The organism is Pseudomonas sp. GW821-FHT07F01 (genome assembly GCF_059418825.1).
This window is the reverse complement of the sequence record NZ_JBWKQO010000004.1, coordinates 13,492-32,365: the sequence shown is the minus strand read 5'-3', so window position 1 is coordinate 32,365 and position 18,874 is coordinate 13,492. Positions and strand designations below refer to the sequence as shown.

At 62.8% G+C, this 18,874-nt stretch carries 20 protein-coding genes; 7 read left to right on the top strand and 13 right to left on the bottom strand.

All coding sequences use genetic code 11. From position 1 onward, the window contains the following. Positions 1-94: 94 nt before the first annotated feature. Both AC07R1_RS14440 and xerD read right to left on the bottom strand, forming a co-directional pair. Complete coding sequence (locus tag AC07R1_RS14440; RefSeq protein WP_011059450.1) at positions 95-826, bottom strand: thioredoxin fold domain-containing protein; 732 nt, start codon at positions 824-826, stop codon at positions 95-97. Positions 827-975: 149 nt separating this feature from the next. Continuing rightward, the gene (gene xerD, locus AC07R1_RS14435) at positions 976-1,872 is read right to left on the bottom strand and encodes a site-specific tyrosine recombinase XerD (protein WP_011059449.1); all 897 of its coding nucleotides are present in this window, start codon (positions 1,870-1,872) and stop codon (positions 976-978) included. A 107-nt stretch (positions 1,873-1,979) separates the two neighbouring features. On the opposite strand from xerD, the gene AC07R1_RS14430 reads away from it, so the two are divergent. Continuing rightward, positions 1,980-3,782, top strand: coding sequence for a cation:proton antiporter (locus AC07R1_RS14430; protein ID WP_041116135.1), 1,803 nt, complete (start codon positions 1,980-1,982; stop codon positions 3,780-3,782). Between the two features lie 69 nt (positions 3,783-3,851). Here the strand turns inward: AC07R1_RS14430 and AC07R1_RS14425 are convergent, their stop codons facing one another. Then, positions 3,852-4,265, bottom strand: a complete 414-nt coding sequence (locus tag AC07R1_RS14425; protein ID WP_019094772.1) for an acyl-CoA thioesterase — start codon at positions 4,263-4,265, stop codon at positions 3,852-3,854. Positions 4,266-4,589: 324 nt separating this feature from the next. Between AC07R1_RS14425 and AC07R1_RS14420 the strand changes: the two genes are divergently transcribed. After that, a complete protein-coding gene (locus AC07R1_RS14420; RefSeq protein WP_495110635.1) occupies positions 4,590-6,716 on the top strand; it encodes a DUF4132 domain-containing protein in 2,127 nt (708 codons plus the stop codon). 58 nt (positions 6,717-6,774) lie between these two features. On the opposite strand, the gene rplS is transcribed toward AC07R1_RS14420, so the two are convergent. The 5 genes from rplS to ffh all read right to left on the bottom strand — a co-directional run bounded on the left by rplS (position 6,775) and on the right by ffh (position 10,347). Continuing rightward, positions 6,775-7,125: a 50S ribosomal protein L19 gene (gene rplS, locus AC07R1_RS14415; RefSeq protein ID WP_009047143.1), complete on the bottom strand. Its 351-nt coding sequence runs from the start codon at positions 7,123-7,125 to the stop codon at positions 6,775-6,777. A 45-nt stretch (positions 7,126-7,170) separates the two neighbouring features. Further along, positions 7,171-7,944, bottom strand: coding sequence for a tRNA (guanosine(37)-N1)-methyltransferase TrmD (gene trmD, locus AC07R1_RS14410; protein ID WP_019094770.1), 774 nt, complete (start codon positions 7,942-7,944; stop codon positions 7,171-7,173). Beyond that, positions 7,926-8,462: a ribosome maturation factor RimM gene (gene rimM / locus AC07R1_RS14405; protein WP_011059444.1), complete on the bottom strand. Its 537-nt coding sequence runs from the start codon at positions 8,460-8,462 to the stop codon at positions 7,926-7,928. Before rimM ends, trmD begins: the two co-directional genes overlap by 19 nt. Before the next feature lie 5 nt (positions 8,463-8,467). Then, positions 8,468-8,719 carry a 30S ribosomal protein S16 gene (gene rpsP, locus AC07R1_RS14400; protein ID WP_007927680.1) on the bottom strand — a complete coding sequence of 84 codons (252 nt, stop codon included), beginning with the start codon at positions 8,717-8,719 and terminating at the stop codon, positions 8,468-8,470. A gap of 251 nt (positions 8,720-8,970) precedes the next feature. Beyond that, positions 8,971-10,347 carry a signal recognition particle protein gene (ffh, locus tag AC07R1_RS14395; protein WP_011059443.1) on the bottom strand — a complete coding sequence of 459 codons (1,377 nt, stop codon included), beginning with the start codon at positions 10,345-10,347 and terminating at the stop codon, positions 8,971-8,973. Between the two features lie 209 nt (positions 10,348-10,556). Between ffh and AC07R1_RS14390 the strand changes: the two genes are divergently transcribed. The 3 genes from AC07R1_RS14390 (at position 10,557) to AC07R1_RS14380 (ending at position 14,215) form a co-directional block, all read left to right on the top strand. Further along, positions 10,557-11,369 (top strand): cytochrome C assembly family protein, encoded by an 813-nt coding sequence (locus AC07R1_RS14390; protein ID WP_011059442.1) that lies wholly within the window; start codon positions 10,557-10,559, stop codon positions 11,367-11,369. A gap of 9 nt (positions 11,370-11,378) precedes the next feature. Further along, positions 11,379-12,608, top strand: coding sequence for a transporter associated domain-containing protein (locus tag AC07R1_RS14385; protein ID WP_103289926.1), 1,230 nt, complete (start codon positions 11,379-11,381; stop codon positions 12,606-12,608). A 290-nt stretch (positions 12,609-12,898) separates the two neighbouring features. After that, complete coding sequence (locus AC07R1_RS14380; RefSeq protein WP_495110634.1) at positions 12,899-14,215, top strand: MFS transporter; 1,317 nt, start codon at positions 12,899-12,901, stop codon at positions 14,213-14,215. A gap of 78 nt (positions 14,216-14,293) precedes the next feature. Here the strand turns inward: AC07R1_RS14380 and purT are convergent, their stop codons facing one another. From purT to AC07R1_RS14355, 5 genes are all read right to left on the bottom strand, one after another. Continuing rightward, positions 14,294-15,475 carry a formate-dependent phosphoribosylglycinamide formyltransferase gene (gene purT, locus AC07R1_RS14375; protein ID WP_015634276.1) on the bottom strand — a complete coding sequence of 394 codons (1,182 nt, stop codon included), beginning with the start codon at positions 15,473-15,475 and terminating at the stop codon, positions 14,294-14,296. A gap of 93 nt (positions 15,476-15,568) precedes the next feature. Continuing rightward, a complete protein-coding gene (locus AC07R1_RS14370) occupies positions 15,569-16,036 on the bottom strand; it encodes a hypothetical protein (protein ID WP_015634275.1) in 468 nt (155 codons plus the stop codon). A 132-nt stretch (positions 16,037-16,168) separates the two neighbouring features. Continuing rightward, on the bottom strand, positions 16,169-16,384 hold the full coding sequence (locus AC07R1_RS14365; protein ID WP_011059437.1) for a DUF1289 domain-containing protein: 216 nt from the start codon (positions 16,382-16,384) through the stop codon (positions 16,169-16,171). Next, positions 16,381-16,905, bottom strand: a complete 525-nt coding sequence (locus tag AC07R1_RS14360; RefSeq protein WP_011059436.1) for a gamma carbonic anhydrase family protein — start codon at positions 16,903-16,905, stop codon at positions 16,381-16,383. The genes AC07R1_RS14365 and AC07R1_RS14360 overlap by 4 nt, the downstream gene beginning before the upstream one ends. A 56-nt stretch (positions 16,906-16,961) precedes the next feature. Then, a complete protein-coding gene (locus AC07R1_RS14355; RefSeq protein WP_011059435.1) occupies positions 16,962-17,561 on the bottom strand; it encodes a CoA pyrophosphatase in 600 nt (199 codons plus the stop codon). 147 nt (positions 17,562-17,708) lie between these two features. Here AC07R1_RS14355 and AC07R1_RS14350 point away from each other — a divergent pair, with 147 nt between their 5' ends. Together AC07R1_RS14350 and AC07R1_RS14345 are read left to right on the top strand one after the other, a co-directional pair. Continuing rightward, on the top strand, positions 17,709-18,260 hold the full coding sequence (locus AC07R1_RS14350) for an NUDIX hydrolase (RefSeq protein WP_011059434.1): 552 nt from the start codon (positions 17,709-17,711) through the stop codon (positions 18,258-18,260). Between the two features lie 48 nt (positions 18,261-18,308). Next, on the top strand, positions 18,309-18,812 hold the full coding sequence (locus tag AC07R1_RS14345) for a L,D-transpeptidase family protein (protein ID WP_011059433.1): 504 nt from the start codon (positions 18,309-18,311) through the stop codon (positions 18,810-18,812). Positions 18,813-18,874 lie beyond the last annotated feature (62 nt).

Here is an 18,874-nt window from a genome sequence, read left to right as displayed (position 1 = left end):
GGAATACAGCCGCAAACTGCGCGGCTCTCTATTAATGGCCCGCCGGCTTGACCGGCGGGCCATGATCGTCAAAGGCTAGCGTGACGATGCAGGATTATTTCGCACCCAGGGCCAGTTTGGCGATCTGCGGTGCCGGCTGGTAGCCGGGAATCACCTGGCCATCGGCCAGAACGATGGCCGGGGTGCCGTTGACACCGATCGACTGGCCCAGGGCGAATTGCTTGGACACCGGGTTGGCGCACTTGGCGGCCTTGATTTCCTTGCCGTCGACCATCTTGTCCATCGCGGCTTTCTTGTCCGCCGAGCACCAGACCGCCTGCAGCTGTTCGTCACCCGGCGAGCCCAGGCCCTGGCGCGGGAACGCCACGTAGCGCACTTCCACACCCAGCTTGTTCAGCTCGGGCACTTCGGCGTGCAGCTTGTGGCAGTACGGGCAGGTGGTGTCGGTGAACACGGTGATGTGGGTCTTGGTCTCGCCAATGGCTGGATAGACCACAGTTTCCGCGACCGGAATGCCGTTGATCAACTTGGAAATGCCCAGGCGCTCGGTTTTTTCGGTGAGGTTGACCGGCTTGCCATCCTTGAGCTGGAACAGGTAGCCCTGGACCACGAACTGGCCGTCGGCGCTGGCGTACAGCACACGACTGCCCTTGAGCTTGACTTCGTACAGGCCACCCATGGGGCTGGCGGTAATGCTTTCCACAGGCGTTTCGAGCTGCAGGGTCTCGAGGCTCTTGCGGATGGCTTTCTCGGCACTGTCATCGGCCATGGCAAAAGTGCTGAGCAGCGCCAGGGAGGCGGCGGCAAAAATCTGGGTCAAGCGCATGGGAACTCCTGAAGGCGGGCAAATGGGCCACTCGCAGCGATCACCATGGCAACCGCTCGCAAACAGCCGTTTTGCAAACCGGCAAAGCCTATCACATCTGTTTGCCGGCACCGACTACGGGCGACGCAAAGCGCGGCCCGGAAGGCAAATCAACCGCGCGGATGGTGCTTGGCGTGCAGATCCTGCAGCCGGGCGCGGGCCACATGGGTATAGATCTGGGTGGTGGACAGATCGCTATGGCCCAACAGCATCTGCACCACTCGCAGGTCGGCGCCGTGATTGAGCAGATGGGTAGCGAAGGCATGGCGCAAGGTGTGGGGCGACAGCGCCTTGCCGATCCCGGCGACCTTGGCCTGGTGCTTGATCCGATGCCAGAAGGTCTGGCGGGTCATCTGCTCGCCACGCAGGCTGGGGAACAGCACGTCGCTGGGACGCCCGCCCAGCAGCTCGGCACGGGCATCACGCATGTAGCGCTCGACCCAGACAATCGCCTCCTCGCCCATGGGCACCAGGCGCTCCTTGCTGCCCTTGCCCATGACCCGCAGCACGCCCTGGCGCAGGTTGACCTGCTCCAGGGTCAGGCTGATCAACTCGGTAACCCGCAGGCCGCAGGCATAGAGCACTTCGAGCATGGCCCGGTCGCGCTGGCCGATGGCCTCGCTCAGGTCCGGCGCGGCCAGCAGCGCTTCCACATCCGCCTCCGACAGCGACTTGGGCAACGGACGCCCCAGTTGCGGCATGTCGATCTGCAAGGTGGGATCGATTTCAATCAGCTTTTCCCGCAGCAGATAGCGATAGAAACCACGCACGCCCGAGAGGAATCGCGCTGTCGAGCGGGGCTTGTAGGCTTGCTCCACGCGCCAGGCCAGGTGATCGAGGATCAGCTCGCGCCCGGCCCGCGGCAACTCCAGCCCCTGCTCCTGCAACCAGCCGTTGAACAACGCCAGGTCACTGCGATAGGCGTCGCGCGTGTTGTCGGACAGGCCTTTCTCCAACCACAGGGCGTCGAGAAAACGGTCGATCAGGGGGTGGTCGATGGCAGGCATAAAGACTCGAAAGGCGCGGCCCAGAGGCCAGGCGTAAAAAAATAGTGAACTGCGCGCAGGGTCGCTAGTCTTTCATAGCCAGCCATTTTCAGGAACAGGGTGCATTGATGAGTGAACAACAGATTCTGCTGGCCTTCGGCGGCATCGGCGTGGCCGCGCTGGGCTGCCAGTGGCTGGCCTGGAGGCTGAAACTGCCGGCCATTCTCTTTCTGTTGCTCAGCGGCATTCTGGCCGGGCCGATACTGGGCTGGCTCGACCCGCAGGAGATGTTCGGCCCGCTGCTGATGCCCCTGGTTTCGCTGGCGGTGGCACTGATCCTGTTCGAAGGCAGCCTGACCCTGCACCTCTCCGAGTGGCGCGAGATCGGCAGTGTGGTGCACCGCCTGGTGACCATCGGCGCACTGTCCACCTGGGCCGTGATCACCCTGGCCACCCACTGGCTGCTGGGCTTCGACTGGATGCTGGCCCTGCTGTTCGGCACCCTCACCCTGGTCACCGGACCGACGGTGATCGTGCCCATGCTGCGGGTAGTGCGGCCCAAGGCTTCGATCGCCAATATCCTGCGCTGGGAAGGCATCGTCATCGACCCTATCGGCGCCCTGCTGGCGGTGGTGGTCTACAGCTTCATCATCGCCAGCGCCGAGGGCGCCGGTCTGAGCCAGAGCCTGCTGACCTTTGGCGGGGTGATTCTGTGCGGCAGCCTGTTCGGCATCGCCGGCGGCTGGGTCCTGGGCAGCATCATGCGTCGCCAGTGGCTGCCGGAATACCTGCACAACCTGGCAACCCTGGCGGCAGTGCTGGGAATCTTCATCGCGTCCAACCAGGTGATGCACGAATCCGGACTGCTGGCGGTGACCCTGATGGGCATGTGGATGGCCAACATGAAGGGCGTGGATGTGCGGCACATCCTGCACTTCAAGGAAAACCTCAGCGTGCTGCTGATTTCCGGGCTGTTCATCCTCCTGGCGGCACGCCTGGACCTCAAGGCGCTGATTGCCCTGGGCCCGCTGGTGCTGATCCTGCTGCTGGTGATCCAGTTCATCGCCCGGCCACTGAACGTGCTGCTGTCCACGGCCGGTTCCAGCCTCAACTGGCGTGAACGCGCCTTGCTGGCGTGGATAGCCCCACGGGGGATTGTTGCGGCAGCAGTGTCGGCGATCTTCGCCATCCGCCTGGATGAAGCCGGTCATGAGGGGGCATTGCTGCTGGTGCCACTGACCTTTGCCGTGATCATCGGCACCGTGGTCCTGCAAAGCGCCACGGCTCGCCCCCTGGCGCGCCTGTTGAAAGTCGCCGAGCCGGCGCCCAGCGGTTTTCTCATCGTCGGCGCCAACGGCCCGGCACGGACCCTTGGCAAAGCCTTGCAGCAACTGGGCAGCCGGGTGCTGTTGACCGACTCCAGCTGGGAAAACATTCGCGCGGCGCGCATGGAAGGGCTGCCCACCTATTTCGGCAACCCGGCCTCGCAGCACGCCGATGCCCATCTGGACCTGGTGGGCCTGGGCCACTTGCTTGCACTCTCGCCCTCAGGAGAGCTGAACACCCTGGCCGCCATGCGCTTTCGCCACGACTTCGGCCACCAGCGCCTGTTTGCCCTGGCCAACAGCCAGGAAAGCCGGCGCACCGACAAGCACCGGGCCAGCCACGAACACCGCGGCCAGTTGCTGGGCAGCGAGGCCTTGACCTACACCAAGCTGGCCAGCCTGCTGGGCCAGGGCGCGGAGCTGTACAGCACCAACCTGACCGAAGCCTTTGGCTGGAACGATTACCAGGCCCTGCACGGCGAACGCGCCACTCTGCTGTTTGCCCGCGACAGTAGCGGCTGGGTGCATGTCGTCACCCCAGACAGCAGCCTCAAGCCGGCGGCAGGCTGGACGCTGCTGGCCCTGATCCAGCCCGAGTCCCTGTAACGCTCCCCCTTGCAGGAACTGGTTTGCCAGCGAAGAGGCCCGATGGCTTATTCGCCGGCACGTCGGCTCCTACGTCGCAAACCCTGGAAGCACCGGCACCGGGCGCTTGTCATCGTCGATGGCGACAAAGCTGAACAAGCCATGGATGGCCTTTTCCCGACCATCACAGCTCATGCTCTCTACAAACACCTCGACTTCGACCTTGAGGCTGGTGTTACCCACCTTCACCACTCGCCCCACCAATTCGACGATCGAACCTGCGGCAATCGGATGGTTGAAATCAATGCGGTCGGTGGACACCGTCACCAGCGGCAGCCGGCAGAAACGGGTCGCGGCGATAAACGAAACCTCGTCCATCCAGGCCAGGGCAGTGCCGCCGAACAAGGTGTTGTGATGATTGGTGGTGGACGGGAATACCGCCTTGGTCACGCGGGTCACCGAGAGTTCGGTACGGCGCTGGATTTCTTGCTCACGAAGGGTCATCGGACTACTGCCTGAATGGATGGATCCGCGCACGGGCACGCTGCGGGCATGGAACGCCCATGAGCGCTGCAGGGCAGCGACCCAAGGCTTGATGGGAATAATCGGAGCGGCCTGCCTGTGGATAGAACCAGGCCAGGATTGCCGGGAGGATGCGACGCACCCTGGGCGTCCGTGCAGGCTGCACGGATCGGGCGATCACACTTTATTGGGCCGGCGAGTATATCGCCGCCCGGCAGGGGCCGAAAGAACCCGGCAGGGGCCAGAGGCCACAACCGGCGATAAAAAATGCGATTATCCGCGCACTGAAAAAGGAGACCCGCCGCCATGGATGCCCCGCTCGCGCCTTCGCTCGTCGCGCACCTGCAACAACGCCTGAACACCGACCGAGTGGATCATCCGAACTTCATCGGCCCGCCGCCCGACATCAGCCCATTGACGCCCGCTCAATTGGGCAGCCTGTGGCCGGCCATCCGCCGGGCCCTGCGCGACCATGCCAACCCGGCGGCGCAGCAACTGGCGACCGCGATCGTGCAGCAGGCCACGCAACTGGAGCTGAGCCCGGCCCTCGATCAAACCACCCTGCTGGAGGCGCTGCGCAGTTGCGTGAACTGGCAGGAAGCGCTGGAACAACTGGCCTGTTTCAGCGGAACACCGAGCCCCGCCCTGACCGAGGAACTGCGCAGGATCCTTGCGGAGCCGGGCCCACAGTGGGCGCTGTACTACCACCAGGCGTACGAGCTGGCGCAATGGGTGGATGAAGAAACCCGCACGGCGCTGCGGCGTTGCGTGGAACAACACTATGCCGATGCGCCCTACGCCCGGCAGGAGTTCGAACTGCTTGGGCAACTGGAGCCTCGCTCACGGCAGGCCCTGGCCGGCAGCGAGTACTGGACCGGCCATCATCACCTGAGCGCCGATCCGGCCAGGGTACTGATGGATGACGCGGCGTACGTCGAATTCTCACAGCAGATCCTCAGTACCGCAGCCCAGCGCCTGGACGCCATCCACAGCGGCGCCACGCCCTATGTGGCCGATGGCGCCTTTACCACCGATGACACTCCGGTGATCGCCCGCGCCGCGCGGGTCGCCCTGCTGCGCGATGCCTCCTGGCTGCCGCCACTGATGGACATTTTGCTGCCCAAGGCCTGCGTCGCCCCGACCCAGGCCAAGACTGCGCCGTCGCAGTCCCTGGCCATTGCCCTGGGGCATTGCATCGAGCAGGTACCAACCCCGGAAAGCGTGCAGGCACTGCGCAGCGCCCTGGGCCTGGTGCGCCATGCCAGCATCCAGAAAAAACTCGCCCGCAACCTCAAACCTGCCGAACGCGGCCTGGCCCAACGCCCAGAGATAGCCCTGCGCCTGGCCCCCACCAGCACGCCCGGCAAGGCCCAACACGGGCTTCTGGCCAGTTGCCTGGAATCCGGGCTGTGGCAAGCCTTTGAGTTGTCTTTCAGCGACTGGCGAGCGCAACTGGCGGACTCCGCCGTGGGCTCGCCCTTTGCCCGCTCACTGGTTTGGGTTGCCCATTGCACAGATGGCCAACGCCGCAGCTTCCTGCTGGACGCAAATGCGCAAGCGCTAGACTCCCGGGGCCAACCGCTGAGCCTGGATGCCGGGTGCAGGATTTCGCTATGGCACCCGCTGTCAGCCAACGCCGCAGAGCGCCACGCCTGGCAGGCCCTGATCAGCGAACGCCGGATCAAACAACCGCTGCGCCAAGTGTTTCGCGAGTACTACCTGCCCTCTCAGCAAGAGCTGGAAAGCCACACCTGCCAGGCATTCGCCGGATACAGCCTGTCCATCCGCCCTCTGATCGGCCTGGCCCGCCGCGAAGGCTGGAAGATCGACAGGGACAGCGGCCTGAGCCGGAACCTGGGGGATATCCGGGTGAGCTTTGCGGTGGACGCGGCACTCTATCCGGGGCTGCAGGGGCACTGCCTGTCCGGCAGCGCAAGCTTCGCTCGGCGCACCGATAAACACTGGCAGCCGATGCTGCTGCAGGATGTGCCGCCGCAGGTGTTTTCAGAAGCCTGCCGGGCCATCGACCTGCTGGTGAGCGTCAGCAGTTTCGCCATCGAAGAGCTGGCACAGAGCGCCACCGGCCAGCCCCTGCCGCAAATGCCGGCAGCCCGGCGCGAGCAACGCCTGAACCTGCTGGCCGGGCACAACCTCACCCAGATGGCTCTGATGCGCCAGCACGTGCTGGGCAGGGCTTTCGCCCCACTTATCGAGCAGGGGGTGTTGTCGATGGAGGGGCGTCATGTCCGCATCGGCGACCATGCGGTGCATCTGGCCACCGGGCGCGTGACACGCGATGGCGAACCCGTGGAGATGGCCCTGGCGGCGCAAAGCGGCAAATTGACCGCCCTGCCCTGGCTGCCTTATGACGAGGTACTGCTGGAACGGATCGCCAACACGGTCTGCGCCCTGCTGAACCGCTCCGGGCATTAAATGACAGGCAACAAAAAAGCAGCCCGTAGGCTGCTTTTTTCTGCATCGGAAGCTGGACTTAAGCCAGTTTTTCCTTGATGCGAGCTGCTTTACCCGACAGGTCGCGCAGGTAGTACAGCTTGGCTTTACGCACGTCACCGCGACGTTTGACAGCCATGCTGTCGATCTGCGGGCTGTAGGTCTGGAAAGTACGCTCTACGCCAACGCCGTTGGAGATTTTACGTACGGTGAACGCGCTGTTCACACCGCGGTTGCGCTTGGCGATAACTACGCCTTCGAACGCCTGCAGACGGGAACGATCACCTTCCTTCACTTTCACCTGAACGACAATGGTGTCGCCCGGGGCAAAGGCTGGGATCTCTTTGGTCATCTGCTCTGCTTCGAGTGCAAGGATGATTTTGTTGGTCATGCTGTGCTCCTAAGGTAAATCGTCGGATCTACCATCGATACGTTGTTAACTATCGTCCCGCTCGCGGAGATATTCCTCGAGCAGCTTCTTCTCTTCTCCAGAAAGCGAGCGGCTTTCCAGAAGATCGGCGCGTCGTTCATAGGTCCGACCAAGGGACTGCTGTAAACGCCAACGCCGGATGTGTGCGTGGTTGCCACTTAGCAACACGTCGGGAACACGCTGATCCGCATACACCTCCGGTCGGGTGTAGTGCGGGCAATCCAGCAGACCGTCCGTGAAGGAATCTTCCTCCGCGGAATCCACATGCCCTAAAGCTCCGGGCAGCAGTCGCGTAACCGCATCAATCAGGACCATCGCCGGCAGCTCGCCACCGGAGAGTACATAGTCGCCAATCGACCACTCTTCATCGACATGAGCATCAATAAAACGCTCGTCAATGCCTTCATAACGACCAGCAATCAGGATCAATGCATCCTCATTCGCCAACTCGCGCACCGCCGACTGATTCAGTTGGCGGCCTTGGGGCGACAGGTAGATCACCTTCGCGCCCTCCCCGGCTGCGTTTCTGGCCTGAACCAGTGCATCTTCCAGGGGCTTGATCTTCATCACCATGCCCGGACCACCGCCAAACGGGCGATCGTCCACAGTGTGATGTCGATCCGTGGTGTAGTCTCGCGGATTCCAACAGGTCAGCTGCAACAGCCCCTGTTTCACCGCGCGGCTGGTTATGCCGTACTCGCTGATGGCGGAGAACATCTCGGGAAACAAACTGATCACTTCTACGCGCAAGTTAGCCACGCTTAGAAGTCCGCATCCCATTCCACCTTCATCTCGCCCGCGGCCAGGTCGACGGCCAACACGCATTGCTCGGTATAGGGCAACAGGCGTTCGCGATCATCCAGGCTGCCAGCGCAAGGCTTGACCACCATTACATCGTTCGAGCCGGTCTCCAGCAGGTGATCGATCTTCCCGAGCAGTTGCCCGAGGCCGTCGATAACCTTGAGACCTTGCAGCTGGTACCAGTAGTACTCGCCGTCGGTCAGTTCAGGGAACAGGCTGCGCGGCACGCAGATCTCGTAACCGGCCAGAAGACGAGCTTCCTCGCGATCATCAAGACCCTTGAGCTTTGCGACCAGGAACTTGTCGTTCCCGCGTCCGCTGACCAGCTCAACCTGCTTCACGCTACCTTCGCGCTTGAGCGTCCAGGTTTTGTAGTCCAACAGGTTTTTAATCGGATCAGTAAAGGAAAAGACCTTCACTTCGCCGCGAACGCCATGAACAGAGTAGATTTTGCCGATAACGATCAAATCATCAGCAGGAGCTGGCGTCGCGTTCATAGGGTTCAGGCTGCAGCCTTAGCCGATTCCTTCAGCAACTGAGCAACACGCTCAGAAGGCTGTGCACCAACGCTCAGCCAGTAGGCTACGCGCTCTTGGTTCACGGACAGGCGGACTTCTTGACCACGAGCGATCGGGTTGAAGAAGCCAACTTGTTCTTTGTGCGAACCGTCGCGTGGGTTGCGGCTGTCGGTCACGGTCAAGTGGTAAAACGGGCGCTTTTTGGAGCCGCCAAGGGCAAGACGGATTGTTAGCATGTGAACATCGTTCCTGTAGTCGGTGCTGCAAATCTAAATGCACAGCGGGCATGGGTGCCCGAAAGGCCGCATATTCTAAGGAATATCCGGACTTTTGCAAATGACTTTTTCCGGCGCCCGTCGGCTGCCATTCAGATTTGCCATGGAGCTGCCGCAAGCGACAGCGAGTGAGCGCACCCCAATCGAGGGTTTGCCCGGGATTCCACGTCCCCGTGGAAAAAAGCGCCGGCATGACGGCCGGCGCGGATTCTTCAGATCTTCGGCATGCCGCCGCCGGGCAACATACCGCCCATGCCGCGCATCATCTTGGCCATACCGCCCTTGGCGGAGAACTTCTTCATCATCTTCTGCATCTGCTTGTGCTGCTTGATCAAGCGACCGATGTCCTGCACCTGGGTGCCGGAACCCAGGGCGATCCGGCGCTTGCGCGAACCGCTGATCAGCTCGGGGTCGCGGCGCTCGGCCGGGGTCATGGAGTTGATGATGGCTTCCATCTGCTTGAACTGCTTCTCTGCCGCGCCCTGGGCATTGCCCATCTGCGCCAGGTTCACGCCACCGATGTTCGGCAGCTTGTCCATCAGGCCGCCGAGACCGCCCATGTTCTTCATCTGCTGCAACTGATCGCGGAAGTCTTCGAGGTCGAAGCCCTTGCCCTTCTTCAGTTTTTTAGCAAGCTTGTCGGCCTTGTCCTTGTCGAGGGTCGCTTCAGCCTGTTCGATCAGGCTGAGCACGTCGCCCATGCCGAGGATGCGCGAAGCGATGCGCTCAGGGTGGAACGGCTCCAGAGCTTCGCTCTTCTCGCCCATACCGATGAACTTGATCGGCTTGCCGGTAATGGCCCGCACCGACAGCGCGGCACCACCACGGGCATCGCCGTCGACCTTGGTCAGGATCACACCGGTCAGCGGCAGCGCGTCGCCAAAGGCCTTGGCGGTGTTGGCGGCGTCCTGACCGGTCATGGCGTCGACCACGAACAGGGTTTCCACCGGCTTGATGGCCGCGTGCAGCGCCTGGATCTCGTCCATCATCTCGCTGTCGATGTGCAGGCGACCGGCGGTGTCGACAATCACGACATCGATGAACTTGAGCTTCGCTTCCTTAATAGCCGCTTCGGCGATAGCTACCGGCTTCTGGCTCAGGTCCGACGGGAAGAAGGTCACGCCAATATCATTGGCCAGGGTTTCCAGCTGTTTGATAGCCGCCGGACGGTAGACGTCCGCGGAGACCACCATCACGCTCTTTTTCTTGCGCTCTTTAAGGAAGCGCGCAAGCTTGCCGGCGGTGGTGGTCTTACCCGCACCCTGCAGACCGGCCATCAGCACCACGGCCGGTGGCACTGCGCTGAGGTTCAAATCTTCGTTGGCCGCGCCCATCAGGCTTTCCAGCTCGGCCTGGACGATCTTCACAAAAGCCTGGCCCGGCGTCAGGCTGCGGGACACTTCGGTGCCGACCGCACGCTCCTTCACGGAGTTGACGAAGTCCTTGACCACCGGCAACGCAACGTCGGCTTCGAGCAGCGCCATGCGCACTTCGCGCAGGGTGTCTTTGATGTTGTCCTCGGTCAGCTTGGCCTTGCCGGTGACATGGCGCAGCGTCTGCGAGAGACGGTCGGTTAGGTTTTCAAACATGCTCGATCCTTTCAGGCCCAAGGTAGACCGGGGGTAATGGCGGCCCAGAGCGTAATAAACAGGTGCTCGATGAGCCTGCGGCGTGGGCAGGTCGCGGATTATAGCGAAGACTGTGCGTGGCGGACACCTCGCCGTCTGCTTGCCTGGTCTTTCAGGGCTCTGGGTTCTATGCCAAACTCAGCGACTTTCGGGCCTGCCTAACAGGATTTATGCTCCCCTTGTCACCCAGTTTGCTACCCACCCTCGCCGCCGCCGTCCTTTATGCCGCTGCGACCTTCTACCAAGGCTCCCGCCTGGCCACAGGCGCCAAGGCGAACAAGCGCCTGCTGGTTACGCTCGGCATCCTGGCCTTGCTGGCCCATGCCGCCAGCCTGCTGACCCACTTGCTGACTCCGGTCGGCCTGGGCCTGGACTTCTTCAGCGCCGCCAGCCTGATTGCCGCTGCAGTCATCGCCCTGACCCTGCTGGCCTGCTGGCGCATCCCGGTGGAAAACCTGCTGGTACTGCTGTTCCCGCTCGGCGCCCTGACCGCGCTACTGGCGCAATTCGTCCCCACCGGCACAGTGCCGGTGATCGATGAGGAACCCGGGATCCTCGCCCACATCCTGTTGTCGATCCTGGCCTACGGCATGTTCACCATCGCGGTGTTCCAGGCCTTGTTGCTGCTGGTGCAGGACCATCAGTTGAAGAACAAGCACCCGTCCGGGCTGATCAGGAACTTCCCGCCGCTGCAAACCATGGAAAGCCTGCTGTTCGGTTTTCTCTGGGCCGGCTGGACCCTGCTGTCGCTGTCGCTGATCTCCGGCTGGCTGTTCGTCGAGAACCTGTTCGCCCAGCACCTGGTGCACAAGACACTGCTGGCCTGCCTGGCCTGGGTAGTGTTCAGCGTGCTGCTATGGGGCCGCAATCGCCTCGGCTGGCGCGGGCACAAGGCAATTCGCTGGACCCTGGCAGGTTTCTGCCTGCTGATGCTGGCCTACTTTGGCAGCAAGCTGGTTCGTGAATACATCCTGCACATCTGACGACCGGCCATGACCGATTCCCTGCCCACCGGGCCCATGCTCGCGGTAATCGCCCTGCTCATCGTCTGGTCGGGCCTGTTCACCGCTATCGATGCCGCCCAGCAGCACCTGCTGACCCTGCGCGGCAACTCGCGCAATGGCGACAAGTCCCAGGCACGCCTGGCCTTCCCCAAGGAAAGCCTGATCCTGTGCAATACCCTGTGCCGGGTCCTGGCGGTGATCATCGGCACCCTGCTGGCGCTGTTCTACTGGGCGGAAAATGGCCCCTGGCTGGCCTGCCTGATCAGCACCTGCGCCCTGCTGGTGCTGGCCGAATACCTGCCGCGAGCCCTGGCCGTGCGCTACCCGGAAGGTACCTTGGGCTTTGGCAACAGCCTGCTGCTCATTCCGATGAAAATCGTCTATCCCCCGGCCTGGCTGCTCGACACCCTCAGCCAGTTGCTGCTGCGCCCGTTTGCCCGCAAGGCCGGCGCGGTCAAGCACAGTGACGACGACCCGGCGCTGCTGGACGACGAGCCCACGCCACAGGAGCCACACGCCCTGTCCGGCATCCACGCCCTGGACAACATCACCGTCAATGACATCCTGGTGCCCCGCAGCGAAGTGGACGGTATCAACCTGGACGACCCGATCGAGGACATCATCGCCCAACTGCGCCTGAACAGACGCACACGGCTGCCGGTGTTCCACAGCGATATCAACCAGGTCGAAGCGGTGCTCAACACCCGGCAGATCCGTCACCTGCTGCCGGACGCCAGCCTGACCAAGGACGCCCTGCTGGCGGCCTGCCACGAGCCCTACTTCGTCCCGGAAAGCACCCCGTTGCAGTTGCAACTGCTCAACTTCCACAAGCAGCAACGGCGCCTGGGCATGGTGGTGGACGAATACGGCGAAGTGCTGGGCATCGTCACCCTGGAAGACATCCTCGAAGAAATCGTCGGCGAGTTCGAAAGCGAGCACAGCCTGGACAACCCGCACATCCACCCCCAGGCCGATGGCCGCTATGTGGTGGAAGGTGCGGCATCGATCCGCGAGCTGAACAAGAGCCTGGGCTGGCACCTGCCCAGCGACGGTCCCAAGACCCTCAACGGCCTGGTCACCGAAGCCTTGGAAACCATCCCCGACAGCGCGGTGTGCCTGAAAATCGGCCGCTACCGCCTGGAAATCCTCGAAACCGAGGAAAACCGCGTCAGCCGCGTACTGATCTGGCACACCAGCAGCGTCCCCGCCCGCATCTGATCGCCTGCCGCCGCAGCCAATGGCACCCCTGAAGGTCGAAAACCTTCTCGCCAGCCCGGCAGCCGCCAAGCCCCTTGTTGAATCGTTAGCGGCCTTTCTATAATCGATCCGCTTACCCAAGCCCTGTGCAGACCCGCTTGCTACCCGCACCCAGCGCAAACCTGCCGATAACCAGCCCTTCTGTTCGACGTCACTCCCATCCCGAGGGACGACCGCGCCAAACCCACATCCCTGGGTGCTCGACCATAATAATTCGCTCCACCGGAGCACAGACTGTCAGGGATAACCGCATGACGACCAGCACCGCCTACAGCGCCACCACGCCTGCCCAACCGAGCAATTCCGCCTCGCGGGTGGCCACTGCCAGCTTTATCGGCACCGCCATCGAGTTCTACGACTTTTACGTCTACGCCACCGCCGCCGCACTGGTGATAGGCCCGGTATTCTTTCCCCAGACCTCCGGCACCGCCCAGATGCTCTCGGCGTTCCTGACCTTCGGCATCGCCTTCCTTGCCCGCCCCCTGGGCTCGGCACTGTTCGGCCACTTCGGCGACCGTATCGGACGCAAGTCGACCCTGGTTGCCTCGCTGCTGCTGATGGGCGTGTGCACCACCCTGATCGGCGTACTGCCAGGCTACGCCAGCATCGGCGCCTGGGCGCCCATCCTGCTTTGCGTGCTGCGCTTCGGCCAGGGCCTTGGGTTAGGTGGCGAATGGGGCGGCGCCGCGCTGCTGGCCACGGAGAACGCACCGGAAGGCAAGCGCGCCTGGTTCGGCATGTTCCCGCAGTTGGGCCCCTCCATCGGTTTTCTCGCTGCCAACGGCCTGTTCCTGGCCCTGGCCATGGGCCTGGATGACGAACAGTTCCGCTCCTGGGGCTGGCGCATTCCCTTCCTGCTCAGCGCCGCCCTGGTGATGGTGGGCCTGTACGTGCGCCTGAAGCTGCACGAAACCCCAGTCTTTGCCAACGCCGTGGCACGCCAGGAACGGGTGAAGATGCCACTGGTGGAACTCTTCAGCCAGTACTGGCTGCCGGTACTGCTGGGCGCCGCGTCGATGGTGGTGTGCTACGCCCTGTTCTACATCTCCACGGTGTTTTCCCTGAGCTACGGCGTCGCTACCCTGGGCTACAGCCGGGAAACCTTCCTCGGCCTGCTGTGCTTCGCCGTGCTGTTCATGGCCGCGGCCACGCCTCTATCGGCCTGGGCCAGCGACCGCTTCGGGCGCAAGCCGGTGCTGATTGTCGGCGGTGTGCTGGCGATTCTGTCCGGCTTCACCATGGAACCCCTGCTGACCCAGGGTTCCACCGCCGGCGTGGCGCTGTTCCTGTGCATCGAACTGTTCCTGATGGGGGTCACCTTCGCCCCGATGGGCGCCCTGCTGCCGGAACTGTTCCCGACCCGCGTGCGTTATACCGGCGCTTCGGCGGCGTACAACCTGGGGGGCATCGTCGGAGCTTCGGCCGCGCCGTTCTTCGCCCAGAAACTGGTAGCGATGGGCGGGTTGAGCTGGGTTGGGGGGTATGTTTCAGGGTCGGCGATCCTGAGCCTGATCGCGGTGCTGTGCCTGAAGGAAACGCGCAATAACGATTTGAATCGGGTCGCTTGAGCGACCGCTTCACGAGCAAGCTCGCTCCTACAGGTTCAATCCGGACGCTGTAGGAGCGAGCTTGCTCGCGATGCTTTTTTACAGCTCGACCACCACCGCTTGCGCAGCGCGGGTCGCCTTGGCCCGGGCGGCTTCGATCGACTCGTCACGCGCCAGGGCTACACCCATGCGGCGCTGGCCATTGACTTCCGGCTTGCCGAACAGGCGCAGCGCAGTGTCCGGCTCGCTCAGGGCGGCACCGAGGTTGGCGAAGGCGGTCTGGGTGGATGTGCCTTCTACCAGGATCACCGCCGAAGCCGAAGGGCCGAACTGGCGGATCAGCGGAATCGGCAAGCCGAGAATGGCCCGCGCATGCAGGGCGAACTGGGACAGGTCCTGGGAAATCAGGGTCACCAGGCCAGTGTCGTGTGGGCGCGGCGACACTTCGCTGAACCACACCTGGTCGCCCTTGATGAACAGTTCCACGCCAAACAGGCCGCGGCCCCCCAGGGCCTCGGTGACTGCCTTGGCCACCCGCTCGGATTCGGCCAGGGCTTTGGGACTCATGGCCTGAGGCTGCCAGGATTCCTGGTAGTCGCCCTTTTCCTGACGATGGCCGACCGGCGCGCAGAAGGTGGTGCCGCCCACATGACGCACGGTCAACAGGGTGATTTCGTAGTCGAAGTCGATAAAGCCTTCGATGATCACCCGGCCCTTGCCGGCACGGCCGCCTTCCTGGGCGTAGTCCCAGGCTTTCTGCACGTCGTCGACGCTGCGCAGCAGGCTCTGGCCCTTGCCCGAGGAACTCATCACCGGCTTGACCACGCACGGGAAGCCCAGGTCTTGCACGGCCTTGGAATAGTCTTCGAAGGTATCGGCGAAATGGTACGGCGAGGTCGGCAGGTCCAGCTCTTCAGCGGCCAGGCGCCGGATGCCTTCGCGGTTCATGGTCAAGGAGGTGGCCCGGGCGGTGGGGATCACGGTGAAGCCCTCGGCTTCCAGTTCCACCAGGGTCGCGGTAGCGATGGCTTCGATTTCCGGCACGATGAAGTGCGGCTTCTCGGCTTCGATCACGGCCCGCAGCGCCGCGCCATCAAGCATGTTGATCACGTGGCTGCGATGAGCCACCTGCATCGCCGGAGCGTTGGCGTAGCGGTCCACGGCAATCACCTCGACACCCAGGCGTTGCAGCTCGATCACCACCTCCTTGCCCAACTCACCACAGCCACAAAGCAAGACGCGGGTCGCGGTTGGCGACAGTGGAGTTCCGATACGAGTCATCTGAAGGTCCTCAAAGGAGCGGATCATCGAGGGCCGAGCGCCAGGCGGGCGACCCATGGGGAGCGGCATTTTACATGAAGCGCGGGCTTTGGCTCAGCCGGCGCACGCCGCTTTGCGCAAACGCCAGGCCATGGCCAGCCAGACCACGGTGACACCGGCGAACTTCGAACCCAGGGCGGTCAGGATCACCCCAGGGGTCAAGGCATCGATCATGCCGAAGAAGATGAAGGTATCCAGGGGAATGCTCAGGGCCGAGCTGATCCATAGACGATCATGCAGGGGCCGCTTGGTGATACTGAACACCAGCCAGTCGATGCATTCCGAGACGGCGAATGCCGTGGCGCTGGCCAGGGCGATGGTCGGATCGGAAGTCACATAGGACAGCACCAGGGCCGCCAGCATCGCGACGATGGCGCCGTGGCCGAAACGAGTCTGCACCATGTCCCGCAGGACAAACACCAACCCGCCCCAGGCCGACCAGATGATGTCCAGATGCGGGGCAGACGAAAAGGCGTAGTTGATCAGCACGACACTGCTGATATAGGCGATCAGGAAGAACATGGGGGCGAAGGGTACCTGTCAGGAAGGTGCACAGGTTACTGCAGGCCCGGGGCTGGGCCAAGAAGCCCTTTCGCCAGCACGCTGGCACCTGCACAAGATTGCAGGAGCCGGCTTGCTGGCGAAACGAGCGGATCAACTTGCCGAGCTGGAGCCGATCATCCACAGCAAGCCGCTGGACTTGGCCCGCTCATGGCACAGGGCCAGGACCGCACGCCGCTCGGCGTTGTCCATGCGGCTCCAGCGGGTGATCTCGTCCACCGTGCGCTGGCAACCGGTGCAGATATCCTGCTCGTCCAGGGCACAGATGCTCACGCAGGGCGAAGCGACGGGTCTTTCAGGGGCTGTCATTGTTCTTGCTCAACCAGGTCTCGGGCATAACGCTGGGCATTATGAACGTAGTGCGCGGCGCTGGCTTCGAGCATTTTTTTCTGCGGCTCGGTCAACTCCCGTACCACCTTGCCTGGCGAGCCCATGACCAGCGAACCGTCGGGGATTTCCTTGCCCTCGCCGATCAGCGAGTTGGCGCCGATGATGCAGTTCTTGCCGATCTTCGCGCCATTGAGGATCACCGCGTTGATGCCGATCAGGCTGTAGTCGCCCACGGTGCAGCCGTGCAGCATGGCATTGTGGCCGATGGTCACGCCGGTACCGATGGTCAGGGGAAAGCCCATGTCGGTGTGCATCACCGTGCCATCCTGGACGTTGCTGTGCTTGCCGATCAGGATCAGTTCGTTGTCCCCGCGCAGCACGGCGTTGAACCAGACGCTGGCTCCCTCCTCCAATTTGACCTTGCCCACCAGCGTGGCATTCGGGGCAACCCAGCTCTGTGGATGGGTCTCGACTCGGGCGTCGCCCAGGCGGTATTTCATCTTATTGTCCTCATGGCTCAGGCAGCCGCGGGTTTATGCCATGCGAAGTGATGGCTTCAGGTATCGATATAGTTTTTCGGCGGGCGATGCAGGCTGATTCCGGCGTCGTACAACAGGTTGACCAGCTCGACGATCATGATCGCGGTCAGGCCCCAGATCTTGTACTCGCCAAAGCGGTAGCTGGGGACGTACCAGCTGCGCCCCTGGTAATCGATGCGATGGGTATGTTCACGGGGGTCCTGGCGAAAGAACTCCAGGGGCACGCTGAAAACGGCGGCGATCTCGGCGTCATTGGCCTGGTATTCGACATAGTCGGGAATCACCCCGACGTAAGGCGTGACCTTGATTCCGTGCAGGGAAATCAGCGGGCTCAAAGGCCCGATGACCTCCACCAGCCCCGGCGGCAGGCCGATTTCCTCCTTGGCCTCGCGCAGCGCGGTAAAGATCAGGTCCGGGTCTTCCGGATCGCGTCGGCCACCAGGGAAAGCCACCTCGCCGCCATGGGTCGACAGCCCGCTGGCACGCAAGGTCAATACCAGTTCCGGTTCTTCGCTGCGGGTGATGGGCACCAGCACCGCAGCCTCGGGAAAACGTCGGTCGGTCTCCAGCGTACGCGGCGTGTAGTGGCTTACCCGATGAAGTAGCTCGTCCAGCATGAGGCATCTCGATCTGTTGGCTACCGTGCATCATGCACCAATCCAATCTTCGGCCCAACCCCCGCCCCCGGGCATGTCGCTTAACGACAACTTGCCGACAACGGGGCTGGCGCGCCAAGATAGCCCCAGCCTTTTCGGATACCCCACATGAAATTTTGCAGCCAGTGCGGCAACCCGGTGACCCAGCGCATTCCCGAAGGCGATTCGCGCCTGCGCTATGTCTGCGACCACTGCCAGACCATCCATTACCAGAACCCCAATATCGTCGCCGGCTGCCTTGCCACCTGGGAGGGCAAGGTGCTGCTATGCCGTCGCGCCATCGAGCCGCGCCTGGGCTACTGGACCCTGCCCGCAGGCTTCATGGAAAACGGCGAGACCATCGAACAGGCGGCCATTCGCGAAACCTACGAGGAAGCCTGCGCCCGGGTGCGCGGCCTGAGCATCTACACCCTGATCGACGTGCCGCACATCAGCCAGGTGCATGTGTTCTTTCGCGCGGAGCTCGCCGACCTGGACTTTGCCGCCGGCCCCGAGAGCCTGGAAGTGCAGTTGTTCGACGAAGCCGATATCCCTTGGTCCGAGCTGGCTTTCCGCACCGTCGGCCGTACCTTAGAATGCTTCTTCGCTGACCGGCGGGCCGCAGCCTTTGAAGTGCGCTCCGAATCCATTCCGCCGCTCTCTCAGCCTGCCATCAGTTAAACAATAAAACGTGCACGGGATCTGTGTGCGCCTGGGGATATCGTGTCAATGCGCTGGTTGCTTGCCCTGCTGTGCTGTTCCGTCGTTGCTGTGTGCCAGGCCTCCACCGTGGAAACCCTGGACGGCAAGGTCATCGAAAAGGTCCTGGTGCTCAAGTCCGCCCATCAACTGCAACTGATCAACGGTGGCAAGCCACTGAAGACCTACCGCATCTCCCTGGGCAAGAAGCCCAAGGGTCCCAAGCTCATGGAGGGCGACAAGCGCACCCCTGAAGGCCTCTACTGGCTCGACTGGCGCAAGACCAGCGACCGCTACAACCTGGCCATGCACATCTCCTATCCGAACATCACCGATGCCGCCCGCTCGCGGCGCGAAGGGGTGGACCCGGGCGGCATGATCATGATCCACGGCACCCCGGACACCGAAGAATTCCCGGAGCAGTATTTCCACACCCTGGACTGGACAGACGGGTGCATCGCCATGCGCAACGTCGACATGCGCGAGGTCTGGGGCCTGGTCAAGGACGGCACCATGATCGAGATCCGCCCTTAATTTCCCTTCCGCAAAAAATATTTTTACCCCCGCCAGCTCTTCCACTGCGCCCATACCACTTG

Excerpts from the sequence above, each read along its gene's own strand:
- AC07R1_RS14440 (WP_011059450.1), bottom strand. The coding sequence starts at position 826 with ATGCGCTTGACCCAGATTTTTGCCGCCGCCTCCCTGGCGCTGCTCAGC.
- xerD (WP_011059449.1), bottom strand. The coding sequence starts at position 1,872 with ATGCCTGCCATCGACCACCCCCTGATCGACCGTTTTCTCGACGCCCTG.
- AC07R1_RS14430 (WP_041116135.1), top strand. The coding sequence starts at position 1,980 with ATGAGTGAACAACAGATTCTGCTGGCCTTCGGCGGCATCGGCGTGGCC.
- AC07R1_RS14425 (WP_019094772.1), bottom strand. The coding sequence starts at position 4,265 with ATGACCCTTCGTGAGCAAGAAATCCAGCGCCGTACCGAACTCTCGGTG.
- AC07R1_RS14420 (WP_495110635.1), top strand. The coding sequence starts at position 4,590 with ATGGATGCCCCGCTCGCGCCTTCGCTCGTCGCGCACCTGCAACAACGC.
- rplS (WP_009047143.1), bottom strand. The coding sequence starts at position 7,125 with ATGACCAACAAAATCATCCTTGCACTCGAAGCAGAGCAGATGACCAAA.
- trmD (WP_019094770.1), bottom strand. The coding sequence starts at position 7,944 with ATGGGATGCGGACTTCTAAGCGTGGCTAACTTGCGCGTAGAAGTGATC.
- rimM (WP_011059444.1), bottom strand. The coding sequence starts at position 8,462 with ATGAACGCGACGCCAGCTCCTGCTGATGATTTGATCGTTATCGGCAAA.
- rpsP (WP_007927680.1), bottom strand. The coding sequence starts at position 8,719 with ATGCTAACAATCCGTCTTGCCCTTGGCGGCTCCAAAAAGCGCCCGTTT.
- ffh (WP_011059443.1), bottom strand. The coding sequence starts at position 10,347 with ATGTTTGAAAACCTAACCGACCGTCTCTCGCAGACGCTGCGCCATGTC.
- AC07R1_RS14390 (WP_011059442.1), top strand. The coding sequence starts at position 10,557 with ATGCTCCCCTTGTCACCCAGTTTGCTACCCACCCTCGCCGCCGCCGTC.
- AC07R1_RS14385 (WP_103289926.1), top strand. The coding sequence starts at position 11,379 with ATGACCGATTCCCTGCCCACCGGGCCCATGCTCGCGGTAATCGCCCTG.
- AC07R1_RS14380 (WP_495110634.1), top strand. The coding sequence starts at position 12,899 with ATGACGACCAGCACCGCCTACAGCGCCACCACGCCTGCCCAACCGAGC.
- purT (WP_015634276.1), bottom strand. The coding sequence starts at position 15,475 with ATGACTCGTATCGGAACTCCACTGTCGCCAACCGCGACCCGCGTCTTG.
- AC07R1_RS14370 (WP_015634275.1), bottom strand. The coding sequence starts at position 16,036 with ATGTTCTTCCTGATCGCCTATATCAGCAGTGTCGTGCTGATCAACTAC.
- AC07R1_RS14365 (WP_011059437.1), bottom strand. The coding sequence starts at position 16,384 with ATGACAGCCCCTGAAAGACCCGTCGCTTCGCCCTGCGTGAGCATCTGT.
- AC07R1_RS14360 (WP_011059436.1), bottom strand. The coding sequence starts at position 16,905 with ATGAAATACCGCCTGGGCGACGCCCGAGTCGAGACCCATCCACAGAGC.
- AC07R1_RS14355 (WP_011059435.1), bottom strand. The coding sequence starts at position 17,561 with ATGCTGGACGAGCTACTTCATCGGGTAAGCCACTACACGCCGCGTACG.
- AC07R1_RS14350 (WP_011059434.1), top strand. The coding sequence starts at position 17,709 with ATGAAATTTTGCAGCCAGTGCGGCAACCCGGTGACCCAGCGCATTCCC.
- AC07R1_RS14345 (WP_011059433.1), top strand. The coding sequence starts at position 18,309 with ATGCGCTGGTTGCTTGCCCTGCTGTGCTGTTCCGTCGTTGCTGTGTGC.